General features: G+C 61.1%; 15 protein-coding genes. 6 read left to right on the forward strand and 9 right to left on the reverse strand.

The genetic code is table 11. From position 1 onward, the window contains the following. Nucleotides 1–17 precede the first annotated feature (17 nt). Entirely contained in the window at nt 18–1,283 is a 1,266-nt protein-coding gene (locus AC2LD7_RS09205; RefSeq protein ID WP_484597450.1) for a DUF445 domain-containing protein, read from the forward strand. Nucleotides 1,284–1,640: 357 nt separating this feature from the next. Further along, nucleotides 1,641–2,882 (forward strand): M20/M25/M40 family metallo-hydrolase, encoded by a 1,242-nt coding sequence (locus tag AC2LD7_RS09210; protein WP_484597451.1) that lies wholly within the window; start codon nt 1,641–1,643, stop codon nt 2,880–2,882. A gap of 68 nt (nt 2,883–2,950) precedes the next feature. On the opposite strand, the gene AC2LD7_RS09215 is transcribed toward AC2LD7_RS09210, so the two are convergent. Continuing rightward, nucleotides 2,951–4,318 (reverse strand): GntP family permease, encoded by a 1,368-nt coding sequence (locus AC2LD7_RS09215; RefSeq protein WP_484597452.1) that lies wholly within the window; start codon nt 4,316–4,318, stop codon nt 2,951–2,953. Nucleotides 4,319–4,537: 219 nt separating this feature from the next. Here AC2LD7_RS09215 and AC2LD7_RS09220 point away from each other — a divergent pair, with 219 nt between their 5' ends. Further along, entirely contained in the window at nt 4,538–5,242 is a 705-nt protein-coding gene (locus AC2LD7_RS09220) for a glutathione S-transferase N-terminal domain-containing protein (protein WP_484597453.1), read from the forward strand. 295 nt (nt 5,243–5,537) lie between these two features. Here AC2LD7_RS09220 and AC2LD7_RS09225 read toward each other — a convergent pair whose 3' ends face one another. The 3 genes from AC2LD7_RS09225 to AC2LD7_RS09235 form a co-directional block, all read right to left on the reverse strand. Then, nucleotides 5,538–6,266 (reverse strand): anti-sigma factor, encoded by a 729-nt coding sequence (locus AC2LD7_RS09225; protein WP_484597454.1) that lies wholly within the window; start codon nt 6,264–6,266, stop codon nt 5,538–5,540. Beyond that, nucleotides 6,263–6,826, reverse strand: coding sequence for a sigma-70 family RNA polymerase sigma factor (locus tag AC2LD7_RS09230; protein WP_484597492.1), 564 nt, complete (start codon nt 6,824–6,826; stop codon nt 6,263–6,265). The genes AC2LD7_RS09225 and AC2LD7_RS09230 overlap by 4 nt, the downstream gene beginning before the upstream one ends. Before the next feature lie 109 nt (nt 6,827–6,935). Beyond that, on the reverse strand, nt 6,936–7,466 hold the full coding sequence (locus AC2LD7_RS09235) for a DUF3455 domain-containing protein (protein ID WP_484597455.1): 531 nt from the start codon (nt 7,464–7,466) through the stop codon (nt 6,936–6,938). Between the two features lie 294 nt (nt 7,467–7,760). On the opposite strand from AC2LD7_RS09235, the gene AC2LD7_RS09240 reads away from it, so the two are divergent. Beyond that, nucleotides 7,761–8,180: a YciI family protein gene (locus tag AC2LD7_RS09240; RefSeq protein WP_484597456.1), complete on the forward strand. Its 420-nt coding sequence runs from the start codon at nt 7,761–7,763 to the stop codon at nt 8,178–8,180. A gap of 19 nt (nt 8,181–8,199) precedes the next feature. After that, on the forward strand, nt 8,200–8,625 hold the full coding sequence (locus AC2LD7_RS09245; RefSeq protein WP_484597457.1) for a VOC family protein: 426 nt from the start codon (nt 8,200–8,202) through the stop codon (nt 8,623–8,625). 188 nt (nt 8,626–8,813) lie between these two features. On the opposite strand, the gene AC2LD7_RS09250 is transcribed toward AC2LD7_RS09245, so the two are convergent. From AC2LD7_RS09250 to AC2LD7_RS09260, 3 genes are all read right to left on the reverse strand, one after another. Next, the gene (locus AC2LD7_RS09250) at nt 8,814–8,987 is read right to left on the reverse strand and encodes a hypothetical protein (protein ID WP_484597458.1); all 174 of its coding nucleotides are present in this window, start codon (nt 8,985–8,987) and stop codon (nt 8,814–8,816) included. Nucleotides 8,988–9,062: 75 nt separating this feature from the next. After that, nucleotides 9,063–9,806 (reverse strand): Mut7-C RNAse domain-containing protein, encoded by a 744-nt coding sequence (locus AC2LD7_RS09255; protein WP_484597459.1) that lies wholly within the window; start codon nt 9,804–9,806, stop codon nt 9,063–9,065. Nucleotides 9,807–9,882: 76 nt separating this feature from the next. Beyond that, entirely contained in the window at nt 9,883–10,665 is a 783-nt protein-coding gene (locus AC2LD7_RS09260) for a sulfite exporter TauE/SafE family protein (RefSeq protein ID WP_484597460.1), read from the reverse strand. A gap of 208 nt (nt 10,666–10,873) precedes the next feature. On the opposite strand from AC2LD7_RS09260, the gene AC2LD7_RS09265 reads away from it, so the two are divergent. After that, entirely contained in the window at nt 10,874–11,851 is a 978-nt protein-coding gene (locus AC2LD7_RS09265; protein ID WP_484597461.1) for a ribonuclease Z, read from the forward strand. 142 nt (nt 11,852–11,993) lie between these two features. Here AC2LD7_RS09265 and AC2LD7_RS09270 read toward each other — a convergent pair whose 3' ends face one another. Together AC2LD7_RS09270 and AC2LD7_RS09275 are read right to left on the reverse strand one after the other, a co-directional pair. Further along, entirely contained in the window at nt 11,994–13,622 is a 1,629-nt protein-coding gene (locus tag AC2LD7_RS09270) for a methyl-accepting chemotaxis protein (RefSeq protein ID WP_484597462.1), read from the reverse strand. A gap of 198 nt (nt 13,623–13,820) precedes the next feature. Then, a complete protein-coding gene (locus AC2LD7_RS09275; RefSeq protein ID WP_484597463.1) occupies nt 13,821–14,393 on the reverse strand; it encodes a TetR/AcrR family transcriptional regulator in 573 nt (190 codons plus the stop codon). Nucleotides 14,394–14,470: the final 77 nt, after the last annotated feature.

The following is a 14,470-nucleotide window of genomic DNA, read 5'->3' on the forward strand; positions in this document are numbered from 1 at the left end:
CGTACAAGAGGAATCGCATGAGCCCTCTGCAACGCCACTGGCAGTCCCCGGTTTCGCGCATGAAGTGGGTCGCCGGCCTTCTGCTACTGCTTGCCGCCCTGCTCTACATCATCGCCACCGCGTTGGAACCCCGACATCCGGCCTGGGGCTATCTCGCCTCCTTCGCCGAAGCGGCCATGGTCGGCGCCATTGCCGACTGGTTCGCCGTCACCGCCCTGTTCCGCCACCCGCTCGGCCTGCCCATTCCGCACACGGCGATCATTCCGCGTAGCAAAGCGCGTATCGGTCGGAACTTGTCGACCTTCATCACCACCCATTTTCTGTCCACGCCGTTGGTACTGGCCAAGCTGGAAGCGCTGGATCTCGGCGGGCGTCTGGCCAATTGGCTGCGCCATCCGGCCAATGCCGAAGCGGTCGGCCGACAACTCACCGGCATGGCGCGTTTCGGCGTTGAATCCCTGCATGACGAGCGCGTGCAGACATTCGTCCAGGCCAAGCTGATCAACCGAATACGCAAGTTCGACCTCGCGCCGGTATGCGGCCAGGTATTGGAAATGCTCACTCGTCAGGGCAAGCACCAGGCCATGCTCGACGAGGCACTGATCAAGCTCGACGCCCTGCTTCAGGACGACGACACCCGCGCGCTGGTCGCCGAGGCCATCACCGCCGAGGTTCGTACCTTGCGTTATCTGGGGCTCGGCAAAGCAGTGGGCGGCTGGTCGGCGAACAAGTTCGTCGATGGCGTTTCGGCGGTGATCGCCGAGGTCGCCAGCGATCCGGATCATCCGCTGCGCGAGCGTTTCGACGAACACGTCGCCGAGTATGTCGAGCGTCTCAAGCATGACCCGACCTATCGACTGGAAATCGAGCGGCTCGTCGCCCAACTGCTCGAACATCCGGCCACCACGGAGTACATCCAGACGCTTTGGCAGGAATTGACCGCTTGGTTACAAGCGGACCTGGACAGCCCCGACTCACGCATCGGCCAACGCATCGTCAAACTGACCCGAGGCTTGGGCGACTCGCTCGCTGCCGATATGTCCATGCGCAACTGGATCAACGAACGGTTGATGACTGCCGCACCGGCGATGCTTGAGCGCTATCGCGGGCAGATCGGCAAATACATCGCCCAGCGCGTGGAGAACTGGGAAAGCCGCGAACTGGTCGAGCAAATGGAACAGAGCGTCGGCAAGGACCTGCAGTACATCCGCATCAACGGCACCCTGGTTGGCGGGCTGGTCGGGCTGGTGCTGCATGCGCTGACGCAGCTGGCGGCGGGTTAGGTGCGGCGGGCTAGATAGGGCTCGGCGAGGTGCAGCTGTAGGGTGGGCTTCAGCCCACCAGCGAAGCTACCTGTGGTGGGCTGAAGCCCACCCTACAGATGTTTTCGGTGTTGTAAGCGGTGGTAAAACTCAAGGAAAGCTCGGTCAGGGAATCAGCTATGAACCATATACGGTCCAGCGACGCAGGGGCCAACTGTCAGAAAAGCACCCTCACCCCAACCCTCTCCCAGAGGGAGAGGGAGAGGGAGCAGAAGAGCAGTAGGCGCGCCTTGATCCGCAGGACGCAGGAACGTAGGAACGAAGCAGACCGGGAAACCCTCTCAACCTCACCACCCCACGCGACCTGAGGTATTTCCGATGCACGTCCGTCCCGCCCCGCTCGCTGCTGCTGTTGCGCTTTGCTTCTTCTCCCTGACCAGCCTCGCCGCCGATCTCAAGCCCGACGAGTTGCTCAAGCAGGCCGAAGCCGAACGAAAACCTTATCTGGAAACGGTGAAGAACCTGGTCGCCATCGATACCGGCACGGGCCAGGAAAAAGGCCTGACCACGGTCAGCCAGATGTTGGTCAAGCGTCTCGAAGCGCTGGGTGCGGAGGTGACGGCCACACCCGCAACACCCTCGGCTGGCGACAACATCGTCGGTACGCTGAAAGGCTCGGGCACGAAGAATTTCCTATTAATGGTCCATTACGACACGGTATTCGCCGAAGGCACCGCCGCCGAACGCCCTTTCCGCATGGATGAACAACGCGCGTATGGACCAGGCGTCGCGGATGCCAAAGGCGGTGTCGCGATGATCCTGCACTCGTTGAAGCTGCTGAAGGATCAGAACTTCGATGACTACGGCACCATCACCGTGCTGTTCAATCCAGATGAGGAAATGGGCTCGTCGGGCTCGAAGAAGATCATCGCCGAGCTCGCCCGCAAGCATGATTACGTCTTTTCTTACGAGCCGCCAGACAAGGACGCCGTGACCACCGCAACCAACGGCATCAACGCCGTGATGCTTGAAGTGAAGGGCAAATCCTCACACGCCGGATCGGCGCCTGAAGAAGGCCGCAACGCCGTCATGGAGCTCGCGCATCAACTGGTACAGCTCGGGGATCTGGGCGATCCGGACAAGGGCACCACGGTGAACTGGACGATGATCAAGGGCGGCGAGAAGCGCAACATCATCCCTGACAGCGCCGCTGCCGAGGCCGACATGCGTTATTCCGATCTGAGTGAGTACGACCGCGTCCTGGCCGATGCCCAGCGCATCATCAAAGACAAGCTGATCGACGACACCACGGTGGAATTGCGCATCGATAAAGGCCGGCCACCGCTGGCGAAGAACGCAGGCTCGGCGCAACTGGCCGAGACTGCGAATGAGCTCTACGGAGAAATCGGGAAGAATATAGAGCCCATCGCCATGCGTTTCGGCACCGATGCCGGCTATGCCTACGTGCCGGACAGCGACAAGCCTGCCGTGCTGGAAACCATGGGCGTGGTCGGCGCCGGACTGCATTCCGAAGACGAATACATGGAGCTGTCGAGCATCGCGCCAAGGCTTTACCTGACGGTAGCGATGATCCAGACATTGTCCGGCCAGAACCCTTAGTCGATACGCGCCACACCGGAGTTGCTGTCTGCCTCCGGTGTGGTTAGTCCTGACCGATCAGAAATGCATCAGAGCAGCACCAACCCCAGCAGCCAAACCATCGCCATACCCACCACACCCTGGATCAATGTCGCCATGGTCTGCGCGCGGTACGCGGTCGACACCTTCATGCGGCTGAATTGCGAGACCACCCAGAAGAAGCTGTCGTTGGCATGGGACACCGTCATACCGCCCGCGCCGATTGCCATTACGGTCAGCACCCGGCCCATTTCGCTGTCCAGCCCCAGGCTACCGAGCAGTGGCGCGACCATCGCTGAGGTGGTGACCAGCGCGACGGTGGTAGAACCCTGTGCGGTCTTCAGCGCGGCGGAGACGATGAAGGGCATGAACAGGCCGATCCCCAGCGCCGACAGGCTTTGGCCCAAGTAATCGCCCAGCGGTGTGATCTTCAGCATCGCGCCGAAGGCACCGCCGGCACCGGTGATCAACAGAATGGGCGCCGCCGAGACGATGCCCGCGGCCACCTGATCATGAAACTGCTGACGTTTGTTCTCGCCCTTGAGCAGCGTACAGGCGAAGCCCAATCCAATCAGCAAAGCGGCGACCGGCTGGCCGAGGAAACTCAGCACGGAGAACACGACACCTTCGCCCAGCGGCCTGCCCGGCAACGCGACGATCGAGCCGATACAAATCAACGCGATGGGAATGAAGATAGGCGCAAAGGCCTGCCAGGCGCTGGGCAAGGTGCCGTAGCGGGCGCGCAGGCTGTCGAAGTCCACGTCTTCGGCGAGCAACTCGCTGGGGGCTTCGTCCAGCAGGTCGCGATCATCTTGCTTAAGGAAGCGGTTGGCCCAGAACAGCCCGGCCAGCGCGGCTACTGCCGAGACCAGCAGGCCGACAGCAATCACCAGTCCCAGCGAGTCTTCCAACCCCAAGTTGCCTGCGGCTGCAATCGGACCCGGCGTGGGCGGCACGAAGGTATGGGTGGCATACAGGCCGGTGGCCAGCGCGACGCTCATGGCGACGACCGAAACCTTCATCCGCGCCGCCAAGGCATTTTTCAGCGAGTTGAGGATGACGTAACCGGAATCGCAGAACACCGGAATCGACACCAGGTAACCGATGATCGACAGCGTCAGCGTGGGAAAACGCTCGCCCAGCAGCCGGATCACGCTTTCGGCCATGGTGATCGCCGCGCCGGAGCGTTCGAGGATGACGCCGATGATGGTGCCCAAGGCGATGACGATACCGATGTAGCCGAGGATGCCACCGAAGCCGGTCGCGACCGTTTTGAGGATTTCCGCTGTCGGCACCTGATAGGCGAAGCCGGCGAGAATTGCCGCTGCCAGCAGGGCCAGGAAGGGATGCAACTTCCAGCGCACCGTGGAATACACGATGAAGGCAATCAGCAACAGCAGAATGAGGATCAGCACCATGGTCGAACGCCTCGTGTGATGGTTCTGGAACGCGACAGGCGCGCTGCGTTGAGCATAGTGCAGCTTATCCGTGACGCTCGGAGCCGTCGAAGCGGCCTGAATGCGGCGCCTTGCCTTGCATAGAAAGCAGCGGAGGATCACGGCCCTCGTTCCCATTCGATCAACTGCGCCAAAGGGTGAGCTATCCTCAATTCCCTATCGTATGGAGAGCATGCCCGTATGTCCGATCTATCCGCCTTCCCCATCACCCAGAAATGGCCTGCCAGTTACCCGGAACGCCTGCAGCTCTACTCGCTGCCCACGCCCAACGGGGTGAAGGCGTCGATCATGTTGGAGGAGACCGGCCTGCCCTACGAGGCGCACCTGGTCAGCTTCGAGACCAACGATCAGCTGTCGCAGGAATTCCTTTCCCTGAGCCCGAACAACAAGATCCCGGCGATCCTCGACCCGAACGGGCCGGATGGTAAGCCGTTGGCGCTGTTCGAATCCGGGGCGATTCTGCTGTATCTGGCGGACAAGACAGGCCAGCTCATGCCCGAGGACACGGCGGCCCGCTACGAGACGATCCAATGGCTGATGTTCCAGATGGGCGGCATCGGGCCAATGTTCGGCCAGCTCGGCTTCTTCCACAAATTCGCCGGCAAGGAGTACGAGGACAAGCGTCCGCGCGACCGTTATGTCGCCGAATCCCAACGGCTGCTGGGCGTGCTCGACAAGCGCCTGGAAGGCCGCGAGTGGATCATGGGCGGCCGCTACAGCATTGCCGATATCGCGACCTTTCCGTGGGTGCGCAATCTGGTGGGCTTCTACGAAGCCGGCGAGCTGGTGGAGTTCGAGCGCTTCAGCAACGTGCAGCGCGTTCTGAATGCCTTTGTCGCGAGGCCTGCTGTGGTTAAAGGTCTGAATATCCCGCCGCGCGGTTGAGGCGAAATAGTGCCGATCTTTACGGGGCGCTCAGATTTATTAACAGCAACCCTCACCCCAGCCCTCTCCCGGAGGGAGAGGGCGCCAGAGCAGAGCGCGTCCCTCTAGTCTTTTCCTGGGATTAGAGAGGCTAGACAAAAGCCCCCTTCCCAGCCCTCTCTCGGTAGAAGAAGGAGCCAAAGCAGAGCGCATTCCCTCCAGTCTTTTCTTGGAATGAGAGGCTAGAGCAAAAGCCCCGTCACCCCAGCCCTCCTCGGTGGCAGAGGAGCCAGAGCAACAGCACGCGCTCAGCACCTTAAATGACCTTCGCCGCTCGCCCGATGAACTGGATCGGCCCGGTTGGTTTGCCGGTGGGTGAGCCGGTCGGTTGTTCGAGCGTAAGTTCGAACAATTGGTTGGGCTGAAGCGGTGGCAGGTTATCCAGCCGTATCTTGATCGGCTCGCCAGGCTCTACCAGACCAAGTGATACCGGCGCCTGCCAGCCTTCCGCCTTGGTCCACAATTGCAGGGCCTTGTCCGGCGGTAATTCGGTGACGCCGAGAGGAATGAGTTCGATCTCGCGGGACGTGCTGCTGGCCTGTACCACCCAACCCGGGGCCAGATCTTGCGGAGTAGCCAGGACCACCAGCCAGGTAGGTGATGGGCTCGGTGGGGTTCGGATAAGCAGGAGCGTCCCAAGCACCAGCGTGGCGGCCATGCTGGCGGCTGCGAAGCCGCGCCAGAGCAGCAGGTTATCCCACACACCCTGTTTGCGAGCCTGCGGTGCCGGTGACATTTGCCGCACGGTCGATTCGTCGAGCGAGCGCTGAATGCGTTCCCACAGGCGCGGCGATGGAGTCTGTGGCTCAGCCAGGTCGGTCAGGTGCAGCAGACGTGCGTCCCAATAGTCCACGGCCGCTTGCAGATCGGGCTCATTCGGCAAACGCCGTTCGACATCCATGCGCTGCTGCGCCGGTAGAGTGCCCAGCACATATTCCCCAGCCAGTTCGTGCAGGTCTTGCTGGCTTTCGTGGTTGGGGCTCATCCGATGCACTCGCGAAGGGCGGTCAGGCTGCGGCGGATCCAGGCTTTTACCGTGCCCAGCGGCGCGCCTAGGCGCTGGGCGATCTCCTGATGGGAATAGCCATCGACGTAGGCATGAAACACGCAGTTGCGGCGCACCGGTTCCAGTTGCTCGAGACAGGCTTCGATACGGCCGGGATTGACTCGCCAATCGAAGGTGTCAGTCTGTTCCTGCCAGCCGTCGATGACGGCGTGGCTGGTTTCGCCGTCCTCGTCTGGATCCATCTGCATCTGCCGGGCATCGTTGCGTACGGCATTGAGGGCGAGGTGACGGGTCACGCTGAAGACCCAGCCACGGGCCGAGCCGCGCGTCTGGTCATACGTCGCCGCTTTGTTCCAGATGCGGATAAAAGCGTCATGCACGATGTCCTCTGCCAGCGCGGCGTCTCGCACGATGCGCTGAACCACGCCGAGCAGGCGCGGGCTTTCCTGTTCATACAGTTTCTGTAATGCCGAGCGCTCGCCGCGAGCGCAGGCGCGTAAGGCTGCTTCGTAGTCGAACGGGGATGGAGACGCTGACAATTGATCCGCCACTGGCTGATTGTAATTGCCCCGGCGCGCAGGCCGGGGCGTCTGTGGAGCATAGAGGTGTTTGACGCTCATATCGAGCGACCTGCCCGCTATCCTGGGCTCACTTACTGGTCCAGAACAGGTAGTCGGCCTGATAATCCACGACCTGACGCTCGCCCTTGTTGGCAGCCTCGCACGTTGCCGCCGGCGCTACGCCGCCCTTGGTCGCTACGCGCTGAATATAGCTGACGCCCTTCATCGCGCCGTTGCCTTCGGCAGGGTTGGCCTTGACCAACTGATACGGGATGTTGCCGTCGCCAGCCGGCGCCACCGCAACCTGGGTACCGGTCACCATCGAACCATCCGCCGCTTCCCAGGTGGCAGGCGGGCCGTAGTAGCTGCCGACCTGCTTGCCGCTGCGGTCATTGAGCGCAGCCTTGGGGCCAGCGAACACCCATTCCATTTTTTCGGGCATATCGGCTTTGGCTTGGCATTCGTAGGTGATCTTGCCGACGCCGCGGGTTTCCATGCTGACGGTGTGGCCATCCGGGACCTTGACGGCGTCGGGTACGTCCATATTGGCGAAGGCACTGGCCGAACAGCCGAGCGCCAGGGAAAGTCCGGTCAGGCAGAGGCTCTTTTTCGCGTCCATTTCAAATCTCCGATAGTGATCAGTTGGGCGGCAAATTTGGCCGCTACCTGTACTACCCGCGGGAAGCCGAATCGGATGCAGGCCCTGCAAAAAATATTTTCGGAATTTCCAATCAGTGCCCTGATGGCGCGCCAGAGGGTTGGCATCCCATGGGCTTCGTTTTATGCGGTGGCAAAGAAAATTTCGAGATCGTGTCGATTTTTGTCTCGCTCGCTCGACCAATGATCAGAGCCGGCGGAAATTCTTGCAGATCCGTCTAGGCTGTTTTCTCCCATCCGATAAAGGAGTCAGACGATGCGATTCATGGTGATGATCAAGGCCAACCGCGATACCGAGGCGGGCGTGATGCCCAGTGAGGAGGTTCTCGCAGCCATGGGCCAGTACAACGAGGAATTGGCAAATGCGGGAGTACTGCTGGGCGGCGAAGGCTTGCATCCGAGTAGCCGAGGCGCACGCGTACGCTTCAGCGACGGGCAGTGCTCGGTAGTCGACGGCCCGTTCGCTGAAACCCGCGAACTTATCGCCGGGTATTGGATGTTCCAGACCGCATCGCTGCAGGACGCCATCGATTCGGTGAAGCGTTGCCCAGCATCAGCCGTTGGCGAATCGGAAATCGAAATCCGTCAAGTGTTCGAAGCCGAAGACTTCGGCGCCGAGTTCACGCCCGAACTGCGTGAACAGGAAGAACGCCTGCGCGCCCAGATAGCCCAATAATCGAAACAGGAGATAGCTCATGAAAATCACCCCGTACCTCACCTTCGACGGCCAAGCACGCGATGCCTTTACGCTCTATCAGAAAGTGCTGGGCGGCACGTTGGAAATGATGACCTTCGCCCAGGCGCCGGAGGTCGAGCATTTCCCCGCCGAGCATCGAGAGCGAATCATGCACGTATGCCTGAATCTGGGCGATTACCAGTTGATGGCGTCTGACACCATGCCGGGCGATGCGGCGTGCGCCGGGGGCCCATACGAAGGTATTAAGGGCTGCTCCATCTCGCTGCATCCTGCCAGTGTGGCCGAGGGTGAACGCGTGTTCGGAGGGCTGGCCGAAGGTGGACAGATCGTGATGCCGTTGGAGAAAACCTTCTGGGCCGAGCGTTTCGGCATGCTGACCGACCGCTTCGGGGTGTCCTGGATGGTCAACTGCGAACAGCCCTAGCCACTCGAGCCAACGGTCAGCGCCTGTTGTGGCTGGCCAACGGATACGGCGTGCAGCCATGAGCCTCGATGGCTGCGCCGGACGCCCCTTCTTCGCTACGACCTAATCGCTACGTATTCGATCTAGCAACGCAGCCCACCTTCGACCTGAAGTGAGCAAGCCGTCCAGCCGGGCGGAGCATTACCCAATCAGCGGACCCGTCGACGCATGGCAAGCAGAGCCAGGACCAGCCCCGGCGCGAGAAAGCCGGGCACCATCCAGAGAAAGGTCTTTGCCTCAGAGGCAAGGCCGATCGCCATGCAGGCGACGCCAGTGGTCAGCAGGGCAATGGCGGAAAACAGATAGGGTGATTGGCGGCGCATGAGCGACTCCGTGAATTTAGGGAAATGCTATAGCCGAAGCGGTTGCCATGGCGATTGGCAGCAGCGGATGCGCCGTCAATCGTTGGCACTCAGGGAATCGAGCAAGGCGCGCATATCCTGCCAATGCGAGCCCTCCCAGTAGATCCGAGCGCAGCAGTCGCAGCTAAGAAACCGCTCATGGCGCTCCTGCACCCGTGGAGGGAGGCGATCGAGCACGGTCTGCTTGTCGACAGCACGCAGCGGAGAGTTGCAGTTCATGCACAAGCTGAAGGGCCGCGCGTGGGCTGCGAGGTCCAGGCGCTCGTACAGCTCTCTCAGCTGTATCGCCGGCTTGAGCGCATGCACGTAGCAGCCGTGCGCCACCACTCGGTGCATGAGCAATGCGCGATCGCGGGTCAACAGCACACGACCTTCGCGGTTCGCCAGCTCGGCCATCGCCGCGTCTTCGTAGCCATTGTCGTAGAGCGTGTCGAACCCGGCCATGCGCAGCAGCCGCGCCAGACCACCCAAGTGAGCATCGGCCACGAAGCGCGGTCGGCCGCTCGGCAGTGGCTGCACGGGCGCCAGGGTGCTGATGTCCAGGTGCTCGAACCTGGGGTATACGGCGATTCGATCACCGTCTTCGATTGGCCAGCGGAGCCCGGCTGGCTGGCCGTTGACCAGCACCAGCGCCACTTCGGTATGCGGCACGCCAAGGGCTTCGATCATGTGTTTGGTGGTCGCGGCACGGGCGCACGAACAGCTGAACGCCTGCCCGCGGCGCTCGGCGGGCAGAAAGTCGTTGAGCCTGGCATAGAAGCGAAAGGTGGCGGTGGTCATGCTTGTTTGGCAACGCCAGCCGCGATTGTCTCCACAATGGATAGCGCGGTGCGTCGCGCCCTCGAGATGGATGCGGTCAGATCAACTTATAGCCGATGGCCGCCAGCATTACCGCAAGGCACGGGCGTAAAACGGTTTCAGGTACCCGGCCGGACAGGTTGCTGCCCAGATAGATGCCCGGCAACGAGCCCATCAGGAGATAGGCCAGAATCGTCCAATCCATGTTGCCCATGCTGGCGTGCCCAAGACCGGCGACCAGCGTCAGCGGTACGGCGTGAGCAATCTCCGTCCCCACCAGGCGGCGTGTGGCCAGCAACGGATAAAGGAAGAACAACGCCACGGTGCCCAATGCGCCGGCACCGATCGAGGTCAATGTCACCACTGCGCCGAGCACAACCCCAACCACGACGGTCAGTACATTCAGGCCGCGCGGCGACAACCGCGGGGTCGGGCCGGACAGCCGGGACGCGAATGCCAGCAATTGCTTCTTGAACAGTACCGCCAGCGCAGTGAGCACCAGTACGACGCCCAAGGATTGCTTGATGATCGCGTTGAGCGTTTCCTGATCGGCATTCAGGCCCTGCAGCACCCAAAGCATAAGTGCGGCCGCAGGCACGCTACCCAGTGCGAGCCAACCTGTAATGCTCCAGTCGATGTTGCGGTTTTTTTGATGGACCCAGACGCCACCTGCTTTGGTAATCGCCGCGTAGAGCAGGTCGGTGCCCACTGCCGCCGCCGGGTTGACACCGAACCACAACAGAATGGGCGTCATCAACGAGCCGCCGCCGACGCCTGTCATGCCAACGATAAATCCAACTAACAGGCCGGCTACTACGAAACCGAAAACACCGAATTCCATCGTTTAATCCCAAAATGGGCCCAGCGGGGCCGTGTCGATAGCGGCCAGCATAACGGGGTCTGTTAGCAATCCTTAATATAAGTTGGTGCTTTCTTAGTAGCTAAAATGCATAAGCCAGTTGATCTGCGCTACGCATGAAGAACGCATGCTTATCTGCGACGATCTAAATTGGGAGTCATCCGACGAACGAACACGATGGAGCTTGCACGTGGATCTGCTATTTCTCGGCACCTCATCCGGTACGCCCACCAAGGCTCGCAATGTCAGCGGCCTGGCACTGCTCGAAGACAGCGGCAAAGGTTGGTACCTGATCGATTGCGGCGAAGCCACCCAGCACCAGCTGCTGCGCACGCCGCTGACGCTGCACGGGCTGCGGGCGATCTTCATCACCCACGTACACGGTGACCACTGCTTCGGGTTACCAGGCTTGCTTGCCAGCGCCGGCATGGCACGCCGGCAGGAACCACTCGACATTATCGCTCCGGCCGCTATCGAAGGCTGGGTACGCGCCACGCTTGAGATGAGCCAAAGCTGGCTGCCCTATCAACTGCAATTCCATGCCACCGAAACCCTCGGCGAATGGCGCAATCCGCAGGTGCGTGTCGAGACCACCGCCCTCTCCCATCGGGTGCCAAGCTGGGGTTATACCTTCACCGAAGCCCGTCCCGACCCGCGCCTGGACATCGACAAGCTCGACCGCGACGGCATTCCACGCGGTCCGCTCTGGGGCCAGCTGGTCCGCGGCTTCGATGTCGAACATGGAGGCCGCACATTGCGTAGCGAAGACTATTTGCTGTTCTCGCGCCCACCGCGGCGCATCGTCATCGGGGGTGACAACGACCGCCCCGAGCTGCTTCGTGACGCCTGCCTGGACGCCCAGCTCCTGGTTCACGAAGCTACCTACACTCACGCAATCGCCGAAGCCGGCAAGGCCGACTTCGGCCACAGCACCGCTGCGCAGGTGGCGACTTTCGCGCAGGAAGTCGGCATTCCCAACCTGATTCTCACGCACTTCAGCGCTCGGTATCAGCGCGATCGGGGTCAAGATCGAGATCGAGGTCTGTCGATCGAGGAGATCCGGATGGAAGCGGCAGGGATTTATGAAGGAGCGCTATTTTTGGCGGAAGATTACTTGCGATTGACGGTGCGGAAAGATGGTGAGGTAGAGCTTGGCAAGTGTGCGTAACGCGACCACTGGCGGTCGCGTCATCATTGCGGCTCCCCACTGCAGCGCTTACCACCGCCGCCCTGCTTTCCGACACAGCCTCTTCAAGCCGAGCTGACGCCGGCTGTAGACCAGAGTCACTGCCTAGGCAAGCAAGACGGCGTTATGCCAATTTGAAGCGTGTGACCAACCCGTTCAGGTCAACGGCCAATCGTGCAAGTTCTTGGCTCGCAGTGTTGGTTTGGTGGGCACCGGCCGAAGTCTGCATGGCCAAGTCGCGGATGTTCACCAAGTTGCGGTCGACTTCGCGGGCAACCTGAGCTTGTTCCTCCGAAGCACTTGCGATAACCAGGTTGCGCTCGGTGATCTGGCTGAAGGCTTCCGTGATCTGCTGCAGCGCTTCGCCAGCGGAGCGCGCGATAGTCAGGGTTTCCTGTGCACGCCGGTTGCTGATCTGCATGGACGACATGGCTTGGTCGGTGCCCTGTTGGGTGCCGACGATCATCTGTTCGATCTCTTGGGTGGATTGCTGGGTCCGGTGCGCCAGCGCCCGAACTTCATCGGCCACTACGGCGAATCCGCGACCGGCTTCACCGGCCCGCGCCGCTTCGATGGCGGCATTGAGCGCCAGCAGGTTCGTTTGATCGGCAATGGCGCGGATAACGTCGAGCACCGAACTGATGCCACGCACCCGCTCAGCCAACTGAGTAACCTGCTCTACGGTTTCGCCGGCGCTGTTTGCCACGTCATTGATAGAGGTGATTGTCTGATCGACTTGCTGACGCCCATGCCCCGCCGTGCGGTCGGCGTCGCGCGAGGCCTCGGACGTCGCGGTGGCATTTCCAGCCACTTCGTCCACCGCCGCAGTCATCTCGTTCACGGCCGTCGCGGCCTGCTCGATTTCCTGATTCTGCTGCAAGAGCACCTTGGTTGAATTCTCGGTAACGGCGTTGAGCTCTTCAGCGGCCGAGGCGAGCTGCATCGACGAATCGACGATGCGCTGGATGGTGCCTTTAAGGCTTTGCTGCATGCCATGCAGCGCACCGAGCAAGCGGGCCGGCTCATCGTCACCGTTGACCTGGATTGGATGAGTGAGGTCACCTTGGGCAACCGCCTCGGCCGCCTTCACAGCCTCGCTCAGCGGCGCAACGATGCTGCGCGTGAACAGGTACGCCAGCAGAATGGTCAGCGCAACGGCTACGCCCATCGACGCAAACACACCGATGTTGGAGTGCTCGTACTGGGATTGGGACAGCGCAGCGAACGCCTGGGCATCGGAATTGTTGATCTTCACCAACGTCTTGAGCTGCGCGCCCAGTTTGATAGAGAGCTCAGTGTATTCACCGCCTAACAGTGACCGCACGCGTTCGACATCGCCAGTGCCGGAGACTTCGACCAGCCGCTTGTGGATGCCAATGTAGTCTTGCAGGGCCTGCTCGAAGAGATTGAACTGCGACCTCTCGGCATCGGTGACGATGAGCTTGGAATAGGCCTTTACTAACGTGTCGAGCTCCGTGACCAGCTCATCGCCCCGAGCGATGGTGCTGCGAAGCTGCTCGTCCTCGCGATCGACCAGAATGCGGAAGGAGATGATCCGCAGACGTAGCATGGCTTCGCTGATCGAACCTAACGACACGAAGCTGGGCAGCGTGTTGTCCATGACCTCGACCGTAGTGGCGCGGATGCTTTTCATCTGGCTCTGGGCGAATAGCCCAAGAATAATTACGAGCAATGCCACTGCGGAAAAGCCGAGCACAGCGCGAGGGCCGACCTTCAGGCGTCTTATCAACATGGGAAACCCTCTATTTGTCTGGATCAGCCCAACGGCACCTGCCGACTGGGAAGTAACGCTATCGGCATCCAGAGCTAGTCCATTAAGGGTTACCAACCAATCGATGTTCGTATTATCCGAGGGGGCCATTCCGTGTGGCCTAACAGCCTGATTTGAGTCACGTTTTTCAGGCAGAAATAGGGATAGACCAGGCCCGTCCTAGCTTGTCCGTTCCGCCTGCTGCCCCAGCGCCGTGTGCAGCACGCTGCGGCTCGCGTCGAGCACTTGGCGCTGGGTGTCTTCGCTGGCCAGCATGCGCGCCACGACCAAAGCGCCTACGCACTGCGCAATCAACGCCCAGGCCAATTGGTCATCCCCTAGCGCTATTGCCCAGGCTTGTTGCAGCGCGCATAACCAGTGTTCGGCCTCCTCGCGTACCTGCACATCGGCACGGGCAATTTCCGCGCCGAGCGCCGGAATCGCGCAGCCAGCCTCCGGGTTATGCAGGTGGGCCAGGCTGAGGTAGCGATCCAGGCAGCGCTCGAGCTTTTGCCGGTTCAAACCGCCTTCGCGGGTGAGGATGGGGCTTTGCGACAGCTCACGGCGCACCACCTCGGTAAACAGATCGTTCTTGGAGGGGAAGTGACTGTAGAAAGCGCCGCCGGTCAGGCCGATGGCTTTCATCAGCCCATCGACACCGGTGGTAGCGAAGCCGCCGCGCTTGGCGATGGCGCCGCTGCTTTCGACCAGACGCTGTCGGGTTTCCTGTTTGTGGCTGGAGGAATAACGCATGCAGCACAACCTCGTGAGTGTCGCTTGACGATGAGCCGAGCGTAACATAACGTTCGTTTACCTAACGATCGTTTAGC

The sequence above is a fragment of the Stutzerimonas sp. genome (assembly GCF_982611455.1).